This window comes from Shewanella sp. AC91-MNA-CIBAN-0169 (assembly GCF_040310165.1).
Classification (GTDB): Bacteria; Pseudomonadota; Gammaproteobacteria; order Enterobacterales; family Shewanellaceae; genus Shewanella.
In genome coordinates this window covers 1-17879 of the sequence record NZ_JBEOPM010000024.1, presented here as the reverse complement: position 1 = coordinate 17879, position 17879 = coordinate 1, and the positions used below count along the sequence as shown (strand labels likewise).

Annotated in this window: 13 protein-coding genes; 8 read left to right on the top strand and 5 right to left on the bottom strand. The window is 38.9% G+C overall.

The features are described 5' to 3' along the window. The first annotated feature begins 283 nt into the window (after nucleotides 1–283). Nucleotides 284–580: a hypothetical protein gene (locus AAEY98_RS17630; protein ID WP_101087075.1), complete on the top strand. Its 297-nt coding sequence runs from the start codon at nucleotides 284–286 to the stop codon at nucleotides 578–580. A gap of 23 nt (nucleotides 581–603) precedes the next feature. Here the strand turns inward: AAEY98_RS17630 and yfaE are convergent, their stop codons facing one another. From yfaE to AAEY98_RS17615, 3 genes are all read right to left on the bottom strand, one after another. Next, nucleotides 604–1002 (bottom strand): class I ribonucleotide reductase maintenance protein YfaE, encoded by a 399-nt coding sequence (gene yfaE / locus AAEY98_RS17625; RefSeq protein WP_101087076.1) that lies wholly within the window; start codon nucleotides 1000–1002, stop codon nucleotides 604–606. Next, nucleotides 992–2122 (bottom strand): class Ia ribonucleoside-diphosphate reductase subunit beta, encoded by a 1131-nt coding sequence (gene nrdB, locus AAEY98_RS17620; protein ID WP_101087077.1) that lies wholly within the window; start codon nucleotides 2120–2122, stop codon nucleotides 992–994. The genes yfaE and nrdB overlap by 11 nt, the downstream gene beginning before the upstream one ends. A gap of 665 nt (nucleotides 2123–2787) precedes the next feature. Continuing rightward, nucleotides 2788–3534: a DUF8608 domain-containing protein gene (locus AAEY98_RS17615; RefSeq protein ID WP_351018517.1), complete on the bottom strand. Its 747-nt coding sequence runs from the start codon at nucleotides 3532–3534 to the stop codon at nucleotides 2788–2790. Nucleotides 3535–4028: 494 nt separating this feature from the next. Here AAEY98_RS17615 and AAEY98_RS17610 point away from each other — a divergent pair, with 494 nt between their 5' ends. The 5 genes from AAEY98_RS17610 to AAEY98_RS17590 all read left to right on the top strand — a co-directional run bounded on the left by AAEY98_RS17610 (nucleotide 4029) and on the right by AAEY98_RS17590 (nucleotide 13904). Beyond that, nucleotides 4029–6245, top strand: coding sequence for an ATP-dependent nuclease (locus AAEY98_RS17610; RefSeq protein WP_351018514.1), 2217 nt, complete (start codon nucleotides 4029–4031; stop codon nucleotides 6243–6245). A gap of 2 nt (nucleotides 6246–6247) precedes the next feature. Continuing rightward, the gene (locus AAEY98_RS17605; protein WP_351018511.1) at nucleotides 6248–8044 is read left to right on the top strand and encodes a UvrD-helicase domain-containing protein; all 1797 of its coding nucleotides are present in this window, start codon (nucleotides 6248–6250) and stop codon (nucleotides 8042–8044) included. Nucleotides 8045–8272: 228 nt separating this feature from the next. Further along, entirely contained in the window at nucleotides 8273–8548 is a 276-nt protein-coding gene (locus tag AAEY98_RS17600; RefSeq protein ID WP_351018551.1) for a transcriptional regulator, read from the top strand. Nucleotides 8549–9167: 619 nt separating this feature from the next. Beyond that, nucleotides 9168–11978: a TrlF family AAA-like ATPase gene (locus AAEY98_RS17595; RefSeq protein ID WP_351018508.1), complete on the top strand. Its 2811-nt coding sequence runs from the start codon at nucleotides 9168–9170 to the stop codon at nucleotides 11976–11978. A gap of 567 nt (nucleotides 11979–12545) precedes the next feature. Then, a complete protein-coding gene (locus AAEY98_RS17590; protein ID WP_351018505.1) occupies nucleotides 12546–13904 on the top strand; it encodes a hypothetical protein in 1359 nt (452 codons plus the stop codon). Nucleotides 13905–14707: 803 nt separating this feature from the next. Here the strand turns inward: AAEY98_RS17590 and AAEY98_RS17585 are convergent. Next, nucleotides 14708–14959: a hypothetical protein gene (locus AAEY98_RS17585; RefSeq protein ID WP_351018502.1), complete on the bottom strand. Its 252-nt coding sequence runs from the start codon at nucleotides 14957–14959 to the stop codon at nucleotides 14708–14710. 588 nt (nucleotides 14960–15547) lie between these two features. After that, the gene (locus AAEY98_RS17580; protein WP_351018499.1) at nucleotides 15548–15814 is read right to left on the bottom strand and encodes a hypothetical protein; all 267 of its coding nucleotides are present in this window, start codon (nucleotides 15812–15814) and stop codon (nucleotides 15548–15550) included. Between the two features lie 186 nt (nucleotides 15815–16000). Here AAEY98_RS17580 and AAEY98_RS17575 point away from each other — a divergent pair, with 186 nt between their 5' ends. Both AAEY98_RS17575 and AAEY98_RS17570 read left to right on the top strand, forming a co-directional pair. Beyond that, nucleotides 16001–16408, top strand: a complete 408-nt coding sequence (locus AAEY98_RS17575; RefSeq protein ID WP_351018496.1) for a LexA family protein — start codon at nucleotides 16001–16003, stop codon at nucleotides 16406–16408. Next, nucleotides 16409–17665 carry a Y-family DNA polymerase gene (locus AAEY98_RS17570; RefSeq protein ID WP_351018493.1) on the top strand — a complete coding sequence of 419 codons (1257 nt, stop codon included), beginning with the start codon at nucleotides 16409–16411 and terminating at the stop codon, nucleotides 17663–17665. Nucleotides 17666–17879 lie beyond the last annotated feature (214 nt).

Genomic DNA, 17879 nt, shown 5'->3' with positions numbered 1-17879 from the left:
CCATAGCCATTATCTACACTAGCATTAGTCATTATTAGCACGAGTCAATAATGATTAAAGGATTAATCTCGATACCTTAATATTAGCCCCGCAAGATCATCAATAGACTTTTTCGTACAAGCTATCAAGTAACAATATCCCTGCGATAAGCTCGATGGCGTTAGTTGCTGACTAACATGATGAAATCGTGTCGTCTATGTTATATGATTTTGGCTGGTGAATATGACCCAAAATTTTTATCGAATAGGTATAATCTGCTGCTGATGTTCCCATTGGAGATACCATGGCCAAGGTGATCAATAAAGCCATTTTTAGCAGTCGAATATTATCGATAAATCTGGTGACCTACCATACTCATCATCGTGTGATGACACATATCGATCCGGTACAACAAGGCCGCTATTACAAACTCAACTTTGTTCTTGTACAACCTAAAGTGGGCGGGGTGTTTCGTTGTGCCAAATGCATCATGAACTTATGGGGACGAGTATATTTATTTCGTCCAGATAAATATGAACACAGCGTGACTAAGATTGAGACTGGTAAACGTGTGTTGCTAAGTGTTGCTTTGAACATCTAGAAGGGTGTTAACGGGACGATAAGTTAACGTTCGTGGACAAGTTTAGGGTTAGCCTGTAATTGTTGGGTTAACGCAGTTGTTGGCTTATGAGTGTCATTGGTTGAAACATATTGACGTTTAGCCACCACTTGTACACCTTCAGTTGATAGTTTGAGGTTTAAATCACCCTCAGGTACACAACAACAGGGCAGACATTCATCTGATTTCAGTTCTGCTAGTGGCTCGGAGAAGTATTTGACTTCTCCTGATATCACTGTGGTTTTACACGCGCCGCAAAATCCATTACGACACTCTGAAAACACTTTTACTTTTTTCGACTCAAGCGCTTCTAATAAGCTTGAATGTTGGCCGTCAAATAAAATAACCGGCTGTCCTTTCAAGCTCACGATAGGGGCTTTTTTGAAAAAATTTTTATAGGTCAAAATCTAAAAACTCATCGCCATCAACAGAAGAATCAATTTGACCAACAAGATAAGATGACACTTCTACTTCTTGTGGGGCAACCTGTACTGCATCACTTTCTAACCAGTTTTTCATCCACGGTAGTGGGTTTGACTGTTCATCATAAGGTTGAGGTAAGTGAACTGACTTCATCCGTTGGTTAGTAATAAACTCAACGTACTGGCATAAAATCTGTTCATTTAAGCCAATCATCGAACCGTCTTTGAATAAGTACTTGGCCCATTCTTTTTCTTGTTCCGCCGCTTTAACAAATAAGTCATACGCTTCTTGCTTACACTCAGCAGCAATTTCTCCCATTTCTGGGTCGTCTTTACCACCCTGCATCAGGGCTAAAATGTGTTGTGTGCTATTGAGGTGTAATGCTTCATCACGGGCAATTAAGCGAATAATTTTAGCATTACCTTCCATTACACGGCGCTCTGCAAAGGCAAACGAACAGGCAAAACTGACATAGAAGCGAATCGCTTCTAAGGCATTAACTGACATCATGCACAAATATAATGACTTTTTAAGAATACGTGAATTAACGGTGATTTCTTTACCGTTAATAATGTGCGTTCCTTCACCTAACAAGTTATTAATCTGGGTGAGGTTAATTAAGTCATCGTAATAAGCGGCAATATCACCGGCACGCTTTAAGATTTCGTCATTTTGTACAATATCGTCAAATACCACAGACGGGTTATTAACAATATTACGAATAATGTGGGTGTACGAACGCGAGTGAATGGTTTCAGAAAACGACCATGTTTCAATCCACGTTTCTAATTCTGGTAGCGATACCAAAGGCAAAAATGCCACATTCGGTGAACGGCCTTGAATTGAGTCGAGTAATGTTTGGTATTTTAGATTTGATAGGAAAATATGCTGTTCATGTTCAGGTAAATTACCGAAATCAATTTTGTCACGGCTGACATCAACTTCTTCTGGACGCCAGAAAAACGATAATTGCTTTTCAATTAGCTTTTCAAAGACTTCATATTTCTGTTGATCGTAGCGTGCCACATTAACCGATTGACCGAAAAACATAGGTTCTTTGGTAGAATCGTTAGGTGTTTGACAAAATGTTGAGTAAGCCATTATTTAGGTGTCCTGAAAACGCATTTTTCAAAAAGCGGGGAAGGCCCCCGCTAAATATACATAAAGTGATGATTAGATTTTATTATGTCCCGAGATTAAGTGTAACACTGAGTGGGTGGGTCGGTTGAAGTGCCCGCGCTATATAGTGTTTACAATAATTTGGTATTCGACATAACCATCTACAATTTCACACAGGCAAATTGTAACACCTTTCGTAGTGTTTTAAAGTGTTAATAAACACAATATATAGCATTTTATCGTCTAGCTGAAGCATTCAGTTGTTACATATTTATAGTTACTTTTATATTTAGTAAGTCCACAAAATTTTAAGTCTAAGATACTAATAAAGGTGTTCCAGGAATTTTTATTGTGTTTAAGAAAGTTGGCTTTCGTTGCATTGAGTAAGACAATGGTTTGGGTTATAGGTCTTGTCTTCCAGTTGCTCTTTGCGCCCAGGCAACATAAAAGTTGAACATGTCTTCAGATGAGAATTCGTTTGTAGATAATAATCCATCGATACGGTGTGTGAACACCGCTCACTTAAATTGTCTAACTCCCTACCAAGCCGTATAGTCACTAGTACTAAATGTGGAAAAATCTATCCTCGTAACCTTCCTTGAACCAACGCTGGCATATGGGTTACGAAACGTAGCGACTGGTTATACCTAGCGGCCTAAACCTTTTGCTTCATTTATACGAGCAACTAAAGCATCAACGGATGCTCTCTTTTCTGGATATAATTCAATAAGAATATGTTCAAATATCCTATAACCATCAAGCACATCACTTTTACGCACTCGAAAGCCACCTTCATGTGTTCCATCATTTCCAAGCCATCGTATTGCATTAGCTGGTTCAATAATTTTCCGACTAGCTTCCGGTAGTAAATTAATACGTCTTGCAAGAGATAAAAATTTTCCATTAGCATCAACTGATGCAACTTCCATTTCACCAAGAAGTACTTCTAGCGCAGAGCGCAAAGCACTCAGGCTTAAGCTTGGTGATGAAAAGAAAGTCGAGAAAGAGGTTTTTAGAGCTTTTTTCACCCAGTCGGGGGTATCTTTAGGAGGAACAAAAATTTTGAGTGATGGTTCGAAAAATTTAACCTGAAAATTATCGATCCATTCCCAATCTCCAGAACCATCATGGAGGTACTCTTGAGACACATCACCAGTTCCAACGCAAACTACTCGACATCCACATGATGAGTTTGAACACTTTAGGTGCATTGTGAAAATGTATTCAATCCATTCTGGTCCAAACTCGGGATGATCTGTATCTATCGGTTCTTTAAATTGTTTATTGAATTTTTCCTCTTCACAAGAAAGAGATTGAACTCCGCATTTAGGACACGGCCATACTGGAATATTTTCGCTATAAAAATGCGAAGTGAACAAATTATCGTCTAACACTAAAATTTCCTCAATGAAGGGCACAACCGCTTATTGAACGGTTCTCCAAATAAAGTCGGCCGCTTACGTTATTTTTCAATATAATCCTACATTTACTATGGGGCAACCTCTTTCCAACTCTCATGCCATTTGGCTGCAGCGTATTAACCACTAAAGATCGTCCTCTCACGATTTAGATCCCGATTAGTCCATGACCAATCTTAGTTACATTGTTAGGTTCGCTGCTTTATTCAGAGCCCTAGGTTCATCTGGTGATACAGATGGTTCACTCGTTAAGCGGTGAACAGCGCTTCATACGACTTCACGTCGCACGCCCCAAAACAAGTATGCTCATTGAGTGATTGACACTACAGTTGAGTAGAGTGCGATGAGTCTAGTCTATCTCCAAATATCAATTAGTTACTGTTTTGCGCTCTTGCAAATAATTGCCTTTTGAACAGCAGTGGAAGTGGGATAGTATCCCCATATAGGATATTAATTTTAGGGATAAGAAAGTGCACATTACCAAATTAGATCTAGTCAACTACCGTAATTTTAAGAACGTTAAGCTTCATTTTAACAAAGGTATAAACACTGTAATTGGTGAGAATGCATCAGGTAAGACTAACTTATTTCGGGCAATCAGATTGCTGCTTGATAACTCCATGCCTCGTTCGTCGACAAAACTGTATGAGGGTGATTTTTGTAGGTCGTTAGGTCCTTGGCAAGGTCACTGGATTATTATAAGTTGTGAATTTAATGATATTTCTAATGATGAAGCTAGTCAGTCCCTGTTTCTTCATGGTAACGGGAATATCGAGGGTACAGAAGAAGTAGTAACCAAAGCAACTTATAACCTTATATTCAGACCGAAAGCCCATATACGCCAAGCTCTTTCGATACTTCCTGTTGGTGATGGTACAGCACTACAAGAGTATTTAAGCGACGTTTCGATAGAAGACTATGAAACTGTATTGACAGGGAAAAGCACAGCCAACTTTTCTGACCCAGAAGTATACAAAGCTATTGTTGGTGACTTTGATGCTGTCGTTTTTCCAAGTGAATTAAACAACCCAGATGTTGGTGTACGTTTACCATATATCCTCAATATGCCTAATGAAGTTTCATTTACTTTCATTAAAGCATTGAGAGATGTTGTTTCAGACTTCCACAACAATAAAGCCAACCCACTGTTAACACTACTAAAAAATAAGTCAGGAAAAATTTCCCAAGAGGATTTTCAACCGATAGCTGAGTTGATTGGTACTTTAAATGACAATATTGAAGGTTTGTCTGACGTTTGTGATGTTAGAGATGACATCATATCGACAGTAGGAGATACAGTTGGAGATACTTACTCACCAAAATCTATTTCTATTCGTTCAAGCTTAACTGATGATTCTGACCAACTATTCCAATCCTTAAAGCTTTTTGTCGCTGAATCAAATGATGATCATGAAGGTGCTATTCATGAAATGAGCTTAGGTGGTGCGAATCTTTTATACCTCACGTTGAAGCTTTTAGAGTTCAAGTATCAAAAATCCAATCAATCAATCGCAAATTTTTTGTTAATCGAGGAACCAGAAGCTCATATTCATACACATATTCAAAAGTCATTATTCGACAATATCAACTACGAAAACACTCAGATAATATACTCGACTCACTCGTCACACATTTCCGAAGTTAGTAATATCAAAAACATGAACATTATTGGTCTTGTCGACGGGAGTATTGAGGTTTTCCAACCATCTACAGGACTTAGTGATCAACAATGTGGATTTGTTCAACGTTATCTAGATGCAATTCGTAGCAATCTATTATTTGCGCGAAGTGTAATTTTGGTTGAAGGGGATGCAGAAGAAATCCTTATTCCAGTTCTATTCAAAAAGGTAACAGGTCTAAGCTTAGATGAAATGGGAATTAGCCTTGTTAATATAAGAAGTACTGGATTCCAAAATATTGCGTTACTCTTTAGTGATGAACGTATTAATAAGCGTTGCAGTATTATAACTGATCTTGACTCCGCATTTTTTGATACTGAAATCCTAGAAGCAGATAGTGGTACCCAGAAGAATAAAAAGAAAAAAGCTCAAGGCTCTGAAGAGTCGGGAGCAAACCGTAAACTTCTCCTTGATGAGCTGTGTGCGAATAACTCTTGGTTAAGCCCTTTCTATGCAGAGCATACGTTTGAAGTAGATTTTATTAAGTCTGCAAATAGTTTATATCTTAAAAATATTGTTGAAGACGTTTACGTCGATCCTACCACAAGAGTTACAGCTAAAGATGAACTATCTAATGCAAACATCTCTATATCTGGGGTGAGAGCATTAACAATGGCAAATCACCAAGGTAAGGGCTGGTTTGCAATTACTCTTGGAAAGGCTGTTAACTTTAAAGTAGTAATTCCAGAGTACATTTTTGAAGCAATCAAATTTGCGCATGGCGAGTTTAAGCCCGAACTTGTTTTTAAGATAATATCCCATCGATATGAAACAATAGTTGCTCATGTTGCTGAAGGCACCGCGAAGATGAGAGCTGCTGAAGCTACGGGTAATTCAATTCTCAAAACCAAATGTGAAACATATTTAGCTCCTTTTGAAGCGGGAATTTCAGTCTTTGCATCTAAGTGGGAGGCATTTGATTTGTTTACATGTGATATAAATGACATTAAGGCTTCATTTATCGCTGATTTCCCAACATTAGATAATCATTTCTTAACAAGGATTTAGTGATGTTTGTATGGGATAAAGATGATCTTAATGAGGAGCAGGTCGACGCTATTCAACAACTAGGGAATGTATTCCTGGAAGCATGTCCTGGTAGTGGTAAAACGCGTACATTAACGTACAAAATCGCTCTTGAATTATCAGGTTTGACCGATGCGAAAAAATGGATTGTAGCAATTACATATACAAATCGAGCGGCTGATGAAATTCGTGAAAGAATAGAGTTACTAGGTGTTGAAACATCTCAATTATGGATAGGGACAATTCACGCTTTTTGTTTAGAGTGGATTATAAAGCCTTATGGTATATACCATGACAAACTTAAAAATGGCTTCAAGGTAATTAACTCATATGACAGTGAAGAACTGATAACTGATATTTGTACTGGATTACGACCTCAACAAAAGATTACCTACTATCAATGTTCGCATTTCTACACGCCAAGAGGTATCAATATTACGGGAGGCGGTGGTAGTTTAGCTAACAGTGTTTTGAATGCTTACCATCAACACTTAGATGATAATCACCAAATAGATTTTGAACAGATATTGTACTTCTCTTATGAACTTTTGAGTAATAAGGTGGCTATATCAAAGATATTATCTAACCTTTTTGCTTACTTCTTTATAGACGAGTATCAAGATACGAAAGAGATTCAGTACTCAATTTTGGCAAGTATAATAAGAGCTAATCCGAGTAAGATGAACACATTTATAGTTGGTGATCCAAATCAAGCTATATATACGTCATTAGGTGGCTATGCTATACCTCATGCAGAACTGGAATCTTTAACTGAAGTTCCGTTTACCAAAATGTCTTTGAGTAAGAACTATAGAAGCTCCCGAAGGATTATAGATTATTACCGAAATTATAATGTTAGCTCAAGTGCAACTAGTGCAGAAGGTAGTGAGAGAGAGTATCAGAGTACAATAACCTATGATCAAGTCACTCACAAAGATGATTTAGTTGAGCAGGTAAGTCGATATATTGAGCACAACATTGAAAATTGTAATATTCCAGAGAATGATATTTGCGTCATTGCTCCTTGGTGGACACATTTGGCGGCGCTAACTCGAAACCTAGTGCATCGATTGCCTCAATATAGTTTTGATGGACCCGGTTTAGTACCGTTCTCTAGAGACCTTGAGAACTTCTGGTACAAGCTTACAAGAATTATTCTCACTGAGCCTTCCCCTAGCATGTACGTTAAACGTCTAAGGTGGGCATCTGAAATTTTATATGATTTAGAAATAGCAATGGTGGACATATCCCCTTTCACTTCGAAAGAACTCCTAAAATCAATTAACTCGATTTCAATTGATGAGGAGGATGGAATTGCCTATCTTCGTTACTTTTTCCAAGAACTATTCGAAAATTTAGGGGTTGATTATTCGCTTTACCCTATGATGAAAGAACACTACGATTCCTTTTTTAGTAGTACCGAAGATCGCATAAGTAGGCTCCGCAGAGAGAGTGAGGAGTTTTCAACTAATGTTGAATCATTTCGTCGAGCATTTAAGCCTAAAAGTGGAATAAAAGTTTCGACAATACATGGGGTTAAAGGTGGTGAGTACGATGCCGTTATATCGTTTGGTCTTCTTGAAGGGTTAGTGCCTAACTTTAATGACTCTTCTGACGAAAGTGCCAAGAAGCTTTTATATGTTATAGGCTCAAGAGCTAGGAAAAATCTACACTTGATCTCTGAAAGAGGGAGAATGACAGGCTTTAGTCCAAATCAAACTGAACGCACTTCTACAAAGGTTCTCCGATGTGTTCAATTTCCCTATAATGATTTTGTGTAGTAGTCAAAAACACTAAGTATTAATGTTTTGTTTTGGTATTTTGATTTATTGTAACAAATTCAACTCTAGAAACTTAGCACACAGAGTCTAACTCGTTTTTGTCCAAAAGTGTGACAGGATAGCTTAGCAATAAGAAACTAAGCACAAATCAGTAGACCAAATTTTAGTAATACCACAGGGTCGGGAGTTGCTACTCTAATAGTGACGATTCAAAGAGAAGAATTGATGATGAAAAATACTAAACTCAGTATATTGCTCTCAAAATGTGACGTAACGGCACCAATACCTGATGACTTAGCTGAATGGCTTGATTCTCCTTCTGTTGGAAATGAGATTATCACGGATTGCGAAGATACGCCTCTGAGTTCTGATGATGAGTATCGTGCAGCATTAAAGAAAATTGAAGAATTTTTTGATGCAATACCTAATACCGCTGAAGGTTCTGAGCTCGAAAAATGTATTTCATTAGTTGAAACATATGAAAATGAACACTTCCCAATGTAACTCACAGTTGCCCCAAAGTTTGTTTAAGATATGGCCTGCGGCCACTAACGTCGTGGCGCTTCGCCCACACCAGACCAAAAGGAAACCAAAGGCTGTTCCCTCTTGGATAACCCAGCCGCCCCGCAACATTTTCTGAAAAGCGAAAAGGTCGCCATGGGGTTAAATTTAACTTTGACCTGCATTTGCAGACTGCTTCGGCCTTATTCGAAAATACTAACGCTTCCGATGGTACATCCTGTACCGCGAAAGCTAAGCTCACATCTGATAGGCAGGATGCCTGAATGCCTTGTAGCACATGGATGTGCGAGAAAGGCCATGTGAGCTTCACGCTATTTTCTTCAACGTTCTCAAGTTCAGAGTTGAATGACGCCAATTGCAAGCAAGGTATGCAAATCATTCATGCCCCAAAGCTTGTTACGCTTATAAATACGTTACTGTAATGGTCAGCTAGTTTTGATATACAAAAAGTAATGTGTAGCAAAACGCAAGACCTGACCCCATCAATTTTTCATAGCCAGTCTCGTTAATAGCCTCTCAATCAATGCGTGACCAAAATTAAGTTAAATATTGCATTTTATGTGATAAGTTTTATAAAATTTAATAGTTTAGTGGAAATTGAATGCGCTTGTACGAACACGGTTCAGAATGGAGGCGGTGGGACCTCCATGTTCACACCCCAGATTCAGTATTAGAAACACAATTTAAAGGCGACTGGGACGGTTATATTTCAGCTATTGAGCAATCAGATTCCTGTATTGCTGTAATTGGTATCACGGATTATTGCTCTATATCTGGCTATGAAAAGGTTGTTGGGTATCGCCAAAATGGTCGAATGAAAAACATCGAGACAATTATCCCAAATATTGAGTTTAGGATTACCCCTAATACCGAAAAATATAAAGGGATAAACATCCACATTCTCGTTAATCCTGAATCCACTCATCATATAACTGAAATCAAGAATGCTCTCAGTCGTTTGGTCATTGACCATCACGCCCAAAACTATGCCTGTACTGAAGACCAACTAATGAGTTATGGACGGACATTGCACCCAGAGTCAGCCCACAGCGATAGAACTTCATTAAGAGAAGGTATTAATAACTTCAAACCGTCCTACGATGTACTCAAGAAATGGTACAACGGGGAAAAGTGGTTAAAAGAAAACTCCATAGTTGTCGCGGCTAATGGCTCTAAAGATGGGATATCAGGTCTTAAAGACGGTGGTTTTTCGGGCTTAAAGAAAGACATCTACCAGTTTATCGACATGGTATTTTCAGCCACACCAAGCGACATAAGCCACTTTACTGGTCAAGGAGCAAAGAGCAGAGCCGATATTATAGCTGATCTTGGTCGTCTTGTTCCTTGTGTCCATGGTTCAGATGCGCATGGTATCGATAAGCTATTTGAACCAGACCATAAGAGATACTGCTGGATTAAAGCTGACCCTACATTTAATGGTTTAAAGCAGGTTGTCTTTGAACCTGACCGTGCATTCATTGGTGAACTTTCTCCCGAAACGAAAACTGAATATCAGACCATCAAACAGGTAAGATACATTGATAATTCAGGTACGAATAAGTTTTCGAAGAAGTGGATACCGCTTAACAAAGACCTGAACACCATCATTGGTGGTAAGTCTTCCGGTAAATCAATGCTTCTGTACCACATTGCGAAGACTATAAACCCTAGCGAAGTATCCGCCAGAGTAGAGCTATCGAAGTCATCAACCTACAGCGATATACCTAACTTAGATTTCGAGGTTGAATGGTCGAATAATGAAGTGTCTAAGCTGTCAGATTCCGACGACCAAGCAAAGGCTATCACCTATATACCTCAACTTTACATCAACCAGCTGGCTGATAAAGATGGTAGAGAAGATTTAAATGAGTTGATATCTAAAACTCTGCTTCAAAATGAACAATACAAAGACTTCGTTAATGGCCTTGAGAATAGAGTACGTGCAGTCAACTCATCCATTAATGACAAGATTAATACTCGATTCCTACTGATTAGTGAATACCAAAAGCTGATAAACGAGCTTAACGAAATTGGTAACGACAAGTCTGTTAAGAATGAGATTGTAGCACTTGAAGGTAGAGCAAAAGAAATTCGAGAAAAGTCTAAATGGACAGAAGATCAAGAAAAGCATTATGCCTACCTAGTTCATAGAAGACAGTGCGTTATCAGGGCAAAAGATAGGCTCACATATATTCAGTTGGGCTTACAAAGATTCACTGAGAATATTGATAACCGACAAGACCAATGGATTGATACGATTAGAGGTCAACTACATCAAGACTCAGGGCTAATTGCACAATCAACTGTCCTCAAGGGACTGCTAGATTCAATGCAACAAGACTTGGTAGCTAGCTTTACTTCAACCAAGGGTAAAGCGAATCAAAAGCTAGAGTCGATCCCTGATAGATTGACTGCATTAAACGATAAACTAGAGGGAATAGAGCGTGAGCTTAAACCTCTTGAAGAAGATGTGAAAGACAAAGCTGCCCTTGAACAACTGAATAAGCAACTCAAGGTTGAGCGAGAGAAGCTTGCAAGAATCAATGTCAAACTAAAAGAGCTTGTGGCAATCACCAAGAAAGGTGAAGAGTGTATCAAGAAACTAAATGAGCAGTTCAGTTCGTTGATAAATCTATACAAATCTCACTGTACCAAAGTCAGTGAGCACCAAATGGATGACGACATAAAAATTGAGGCAAAGGTTGTTGTCGATGCTAGCAAGTTTGACTCGTTCGTTAGTTGCTACCACAAGGCAGGGCCAATTCGCGCGGTCGTTAATGATGTTCAGGATGAAAACGGTGACTACCATTTTGACATTGATACTCACGCAGCCTTTGTAGAGAAGACCGCCAATACAATTAAGAGCAGTCAATCACCTACCTTGCGCAAGAACCAAAGCCTTAAAGATGCTTATAAGTTCCTTTACGCTGACTACCTCGGGATCGACTTCCTTGTTACCTATAAGAACGACAGCATTGTGCATATGTCGCCGGGCAAACGTGGTTTGGTCTTACTTAGTTTGATGCTTGAACTAAGTAACTCAACGCACCCAATATTGATTGACCAACCAGAAGATAACTTGGATAACAGAACGATTTACTCAGAGCTTAAAGACTTCGTTCGTAAGTGTAAAAGTAAGCGACAAATTATTATGGTGACACACAACGCAAACCTAGTGGTTGCAGCAGATGCAGAGTGTGTTGTAGTAGCTGATCAGCGAGGGCAGTCAGGTACAGCTGGGACGTATCAGTTTGAATATCTTGGAGGTAGCCTAGAGCACAGTTTGAAGTCTGATGACAACTACGACTACCAATCACTTGATGAGCTAGGCATTCGACAGCATGTTTGTCATATCCTTGAAGGTGGCATCAGTGCCTTCAAAGAGCGGGAGAAGAAATATAACTTTCTTTGATTCTAGTCTTTAACTTGGCTAGAACATGTTAGAAGTGAAAAGTCACTGCTTGGGCAGAGTCTTCTATGGTCAGGTTTTGCCCAAATTCAACTTATCCGAAGTTAATGGTTTAGAGTTTCAATTCTAAGTCGTTACCGTCCAGAAATATACCTAGGACGTAAACTATTTATGCCCCCTTTCCTTGCCAGTAACGCTCAACGTCACAAATCACAGTGAGCTGGTTTGACCTACTTTTTCTTATCTGTGAAATGTCTTTGGGGACTTAGCAATAGGATAGCTATAGCCAATGAAAGAACGCAATATATTTAAGAGCGTTAATGAGCGTGATATTGATCTGTTAGTGCTAGAGGAGCCTAATGTTTCTGACTCATTTGCACTGTGGTTTGTTTGTCGTGTTCGGGAAGAATTGATCCTAGTTAAACCCTCATTGCTTGGCACTCTGTCGTAGACACTAACCTCGCAGAGTCAGATCATAGACTTCTATCTCTAGGGTGGGCTTAAACTCAGTTACTTAGCTCTCGAAACTAGTTAGAATACTAATACCTTATCAATACGGATTCAAAAGTCATGGGAAGCTACGCATACGACTACTTAAATGATTCATTGCTACTTGACAGTACACTCGTTGCTAGACTTTACAGTGGCCTGTCAGATGCAGTACTCGAACAGGAACTTATTAAGTACCGTGAATACTGCTTAAAGGTACTGCCTGAAATACGTGATGTGGTCAAATCGCAGGGCGTAGTTAGTTGCTTAGCAACTGATACCCTGTCTCATACTTCTCATCTAAAACAGGCTGCACTATATCTAGAAGAAGTTGTAGTTGCAGATCCAGTCTTTGAACTAACTGACTTTAGAACCCAAGCTACAGAAGCCCTGACGTCATTTATCGGCATGGCATCAACCCCAAAGGTAGACCGCCAGAAACTAACCAAAGCAGCGGTTCGACTGATTGAATTACGTCCGTTAGTAGCAGGTGGTTACGTTAAGCTGTACCCCGTTACTTTTGAACTTGAAAAGGGTACTGAAGTACCATTACTCTTCTCAGATGTTGGATTTGAAGATTGCTTACCTCCAAACATCTTAGAACAGTACAAAGCTAGTGCTGATGTGCGAAGTGTTCAGAACGATAATGGACGAATGCTCGTAATGCGTGATCTATATCCATGTAGAAACATTAGCATTCATTTCCAAGGCATGGAAAGCGGCTTCGTTATGGGTTATCTATTAACCCCAACAGAATTTGAACCGACTGATAAAGAAAACGTATTCACCTTCATTCAAAAGAAGTCTTCTGTGCCACCCAGTAAAGCTGATTTTGATGCTTGGGTATATCAATCTGTAAATCAAACTGCACGAAATCACTACATTGACCTCAGTAAGCGTATAGCGTTATCAGAATACCTCGACTGCATGTTTGGTACGGAACACCCGTTTGAAAGCAATCTACTTAACATGAATGTCGGTAGTACTGATATTCAAGCCAATACATTAAATTGTGCGCTACAGATGGACGTGCCATTTATGGAACAAGTATCCTCTGCTGATTTGATGTCTATTCGAAACAACGACGGTGAAGCATTCCAGTCGTTCCGTGCTGAATTAGAAAAAGGGCTACGTGAAGCAAGGTATGAAACTGACCCTAGTCGTGTGAAAGCAATTATCGAAGATACTCAGCATGAACTATTCGAAGTACAGATGAGCCAGATAGCCCCACAAGTGAAGCATTTAAAACGAACACATTTTGCTGAAGCTAGTATTGCCGTTGCAGGCTTAGGGCTTAGTATTGTGACTGGCGGGACTAGTTTGCTTGCTACTGGCATTGCGGGGTTGAATGCGCTGAAGTCACACCACGACTACAAATCAAAAGTCACTGCTAATCCAAGTCATTTCTTGTGGAATGTAAAACAGAAAGCAAAGAAGTAGTTCTATTAGTTCGTAATTAAACAGAAAGCCCGCTGTCTGCGGGTTATTTGTTGTGAGATTGTTTTCTGGTACTTGTAGGATCGGCTTCGTTCTCTCTATTGCTATCGAACCTGACAGTGGCTTTTTTCCCTTTTCCATACCTGTTGTAATTCATTATTTACTAATTTAGCAAAGGCGCTGACGCACTTTTGTCCAATAATGAGATTGAAGAATACTCATATCGGGACGATTACTTGTTAGCGTAATAAAAGTGCAATTCTCATCAAAAGATTACAGCCATGCATAAATATTTGCCTAAATCTTCCTAATTTAACAGCATGTTGTAGATGTAAGGCTATCCATCATCATTAAAATTATCGAGAAACTTGATTTTGTAACATATTCAAGGTGGGCTTGATACTGTAACAAAATCAAACTTGGAGTTTACGTGTATGAAGAAAAAGTTGAATACAAGGTAACGCATGGCGGATTTAGAACCGGGGTAGGTAGGAAAACTAAATACGAAACAACTGTCGTGATGAGAGTTCCTAAAAAAATACAACGTCGCAATAAAAATGTTAATTTAGCATTTAGATGATTGCGAAATGATAGATAAAAGCTGCTCCATATATCGTCAATTGTCTGTTAATGATTTTATATTATCAATTATTAGATCCATGACAAAACTGAAAACATACATTCAAAAACCATAAATCAATAACTTACAACATGTTTTCAGTTTTACATGGATCTAATATCGAGTGTTTCTAAAATTCATCAAACTTTGTAGCCATTTAAAGAATAGTATTTACAGGCTCAAGTCTTCAAGTATATCCACCCAATTCAGCAGAATGAATGTACTCGATGAATAGTTTTTGATTACCATTCTCACATATAAACTTTGCTGTTTGACCGCCAAATGCAGGTATCCTTTGATGGTTAAACCAAAACATAGCTTTATCTGCATTTCCCGACCAGCTCAGTAAAAGAGGGATTAGATACATTTGTTCTTCAACCGTAAAAAAATACTTGAGGTCATTTTTTAACTCTTGATAGTCGGTATGAGCTGTATTCATCGATCCACCTTTAAAGGTTATATAGTTTTAAATAAGCTCTATTCTAATTAAAAACACACCTGTATTTGTTACAAATTTAATTGAGTTTCACAGAAGTTTTTTGGCGTAAACAATCATGCTAAGTGCATACTGCAAACGTAACCCATGTTGTGACTGAATCTGTACTGGTTTATTGATGTAGTATGCTCGATGGTTTTTGGTTTTTATTGATCATTTTTTCTTCTATGGTACTCGAAATAGTCATTTTTATACGAATGGCAGCGATATTATTAATCGCTGAAAGGGACACTTTATTGGTACATTTTTAACTGGCGGCGTTGGGGGGTATAACCCTTTTTTGTTTGTTTTAGGGATACTTTGGTTCATATTGCCTTTTGCGATCTTTGGAACAAAAAATAAACTTGAAAAGCTGATCGGACAAACTAGATAAACTAACACTTTACTCACGTCACTCAGTGGCGAGCAATCTCTATTACGGATGATTATGGGGTCTTTAAAGCATCCAAAAACAAATAAATTAGTCATCGAGTATTGGGACTTCGGTCCGATACATAGACTGTTCTGAATATTTTTGATTTTGTAACGATATCAAGTTGATTTTACTGAACTCACCGTAAAAGTAACTTGTTGAGGCTTGCCCTGCAACGACCGTGTAAAGATTGGTTTAGAAACGACAGGAGAGTAATGATGGTCAACTTTTTCGCATTCATCTATGTGCTGGATTAATGCTTTGATCGCATTTTTATATTGTTCAGGTACTCTCATCACTATTGTTTTTTCATATCTAGTCTTACGGCCAGCACCTTTACGTACACCACCATGCGCCCCTTTATGCTCTTCACTTTTATCTGACATACTTAGAACCTCTTGATTGCGTAACAATATCAAGATAGCTTGATTTAGTTACATAATCAAATAAAGCTTTATAAGTTTGTTGCTCCACAAGTCAAACAGCAATGCATTATTCGATTGTAAAAATAGACTTGCACCTTGATGGTTTACTGTTAATATAACTGTAATTATATACAGTGGTTTTATGTTATGCGCGTTATACCTATACCTGCCCATGCGGGCATTACTGGCTTTGAAAGCCCTGCTGCTGAATACTCCCAGTTAGGTATTAGTCTGGATGATTTGTTAGTAGAGCATCCAAGCTCGACATTTATTGGCATTGCTCAGGGGGAGTCGATGCAAGATGTTGGCATCTTTGATAGAGATATGATCATTGTTGATCGTCATGAAACTGCACGAAACGGTGATGTGATCGTAGCGAACTTTAATGGTGAGTTTGTGTGTAAAATCTTGGATGCCAAGCGTCGTATTCTTCTCTCATCCAATCAGCAATATCAGCCAGTCATTATTCATGAATATGATGATTTTAGTATTGAAGGCGTGGTTACTCGCTCTATTCGTTGCCATCGTCAAAGTCCGCTATTGTGTGCAAAGTAAATGTTTGCCCTTGTTGATGCTAATAGCTTCTATTGCAGTGCCGAACAAGTTTTTCGTCCAGATTGGCGCGGTAAGCCAGTTATTGTTCTGAGTAATAATGACGGTTGTATTGTTGCCGCTAATAGGCAAGCTAAAGAAGCCGGTATTCAGAAGTTTTTACCTTATTTTCAAGTCAAAGAGTTATGCACTAGGCGCGGTGTTATTGTTTGTTCTTCTAACTATGAACTCTATGCTGACCTTTCTAGTAAAATGATGAATATCATTGGCCGTTTTGCTCCAGAACAACATATTTATTCTATTGATGAAAGTTTCCTTTCTTTTAAGAACACTTACCCCGCTATTAAGTGTTTACAGACCCAAGGTCAGTTAATCCGTCGTGCAGTATGGAAAGAAGCGAGATTAGCGGTTTGTGTGGGGATAGCAGAAACTCTCACGTTGGCTAAAATTGCTAATCACGCTGCGAAGAAAATTAGGGATTACCAAGGCGTCTGCTTCATGAGTAATGAACAAGAACGTATTTCAATCTTAAAGCAGCTAAGTGCAGGTGATGTTTGGGGAATTGGACGTCGAATAAGTAAAAAACTTGAGTTAATGAATATCCACACAGCTTATCACTTGGCTTGTATGCCACCTATGTTGGCGAGAAAGTTGTTTAGTATTGAAATCGAGCGTACGGTTCGTGAGCTCAACGGACAAGCGTGTAAAGCGTGGGATGAAGCAAGAGCGGATAAAAAACAGATTTTCTCTACCAGGAGCGTTGGAGAGCGTATAACAGACTATGAATCGCTATTGCAGGCATTAAGCAAACATGTCGGCATTGCAGCCGCTAAAGCCCGCAAACAAGGCTCAACCTGTAAAACCATGATGATTTTTGCTAGTAGCTCACCACATGATGAACATCCAGTCAGCTACAAAGCGATAGTCCATTTTCCTTGCTCAACTAATTGTAGTGTAGAGCTAACTCAGGGGATGAGTGGTGCCGCTTCCCAGCTTTTTCGTGAAGGAACACGATATTATAAGATTGGTATCGGGCTCATCGAGCTCGTTAGTGAAACCTATAATCAGCTCGACTTATTTAATCCTCAAAGAGCGAATCCAGCGTTAATGAACACACTTGATAGTATCAACCATCGCTATGGCAGTGATACTGTCTTTTTAGCTGCACAAGGTATAGAACATAAATGGGCTATGCGACGTGACTTACTAACACCTCAATACACCACTAATTGGGCTTGTGTACCTCATATAAAGTGCTGAAAATGATATTTCGGAACACTGAATATAATTATTGATACCAGGCCCACTCAAATGGATAACAACTAAAAGCGTTATATGTAACAGTTTCTCGTGAAGCAAAATTTGATGAGGAAAAAGTGTTTATTGGATGAGCGTATCGGCGTTTTTCAAGACAGTTGTCGCCTAAATTGTTAAGCAGCTTCTTTATGTTGCTCTGGATTTAACGCCACAGCGC

Excerpts from the sequence above, each read along its gene's own strand:
- AAEY98_RS17595 (WP_351018508.1), top strand. The coding sequence starts at position 9,168 with ATGCGCTTGTACGAACACGGTTCAGAATGGAGGCGGTGGGACCTCCAT.
- AAEY98_RS17570 (WP_351018493.1), top strand. The coding sequence starts at position 16,409 with ATGTTTGCCCTTGTTGATGCTAATAGCTTCTATTGCAGTGCCGAACAA.
- AAEY98_RS17605 (WP_351018511.1), top strand. The coding sequence starts at position 6,248 with ATGTTTGTATGGGATAAAGATGATCTTAATGAGGAGCAGGTCGACGCT.
- AAEY98_RS17590 (WP_351018505.1), top strand. The coding sequence starts at position 12,546 with ATGGGAAGCTACGCATACGACTACTTAAATGATTCATTGCTACTTGAC.
- nrdB (WP_101087077.1), bottom strand. The coding sequence starts at position 2,122 with ATGGCTTACTCAACATTTTGTCAAACACCTAACGATTCTACCAAAGAA.
- AAEY98_RS17575 (WP_351018496.1), top strand. The coding sequence starts at position 16,001 with ATGCGCGTTATACCTATACCTGCCCATGCGGGCATTACTGGCTTTGAA.
- AAEY98_RS17585 (WP_351018502.1), bottom strand. The coding sequence starts at position 14,959 with ATGAATACAGCTCATACCGACTATCAAGAGTTAAAAAATGACCTCAAG.
- AAEY98_RS17600 (WP_351018551.1), top strand. The coding sequence starts at position 8,273 with ATGAAAAATACTAAACTCAGTATATTGCTCTCAAAATGTGACGTAACG.
- AAEY98_RS17580 (WP_351018499.1), bottom strand. The coding sequence starts at position 15,814 with ATGTCAGATAAAAGTGAAGAGCATAAAGGGGCGCATGGTGGTGTACGT.
- AAEY98_RS17630 (WP_101087075.1), top strand. The coding sequence starts at position 284 with ATGGCCAAGGTGATCAATAAAGCCATTTTTAGCAGTCGAATATTATCG.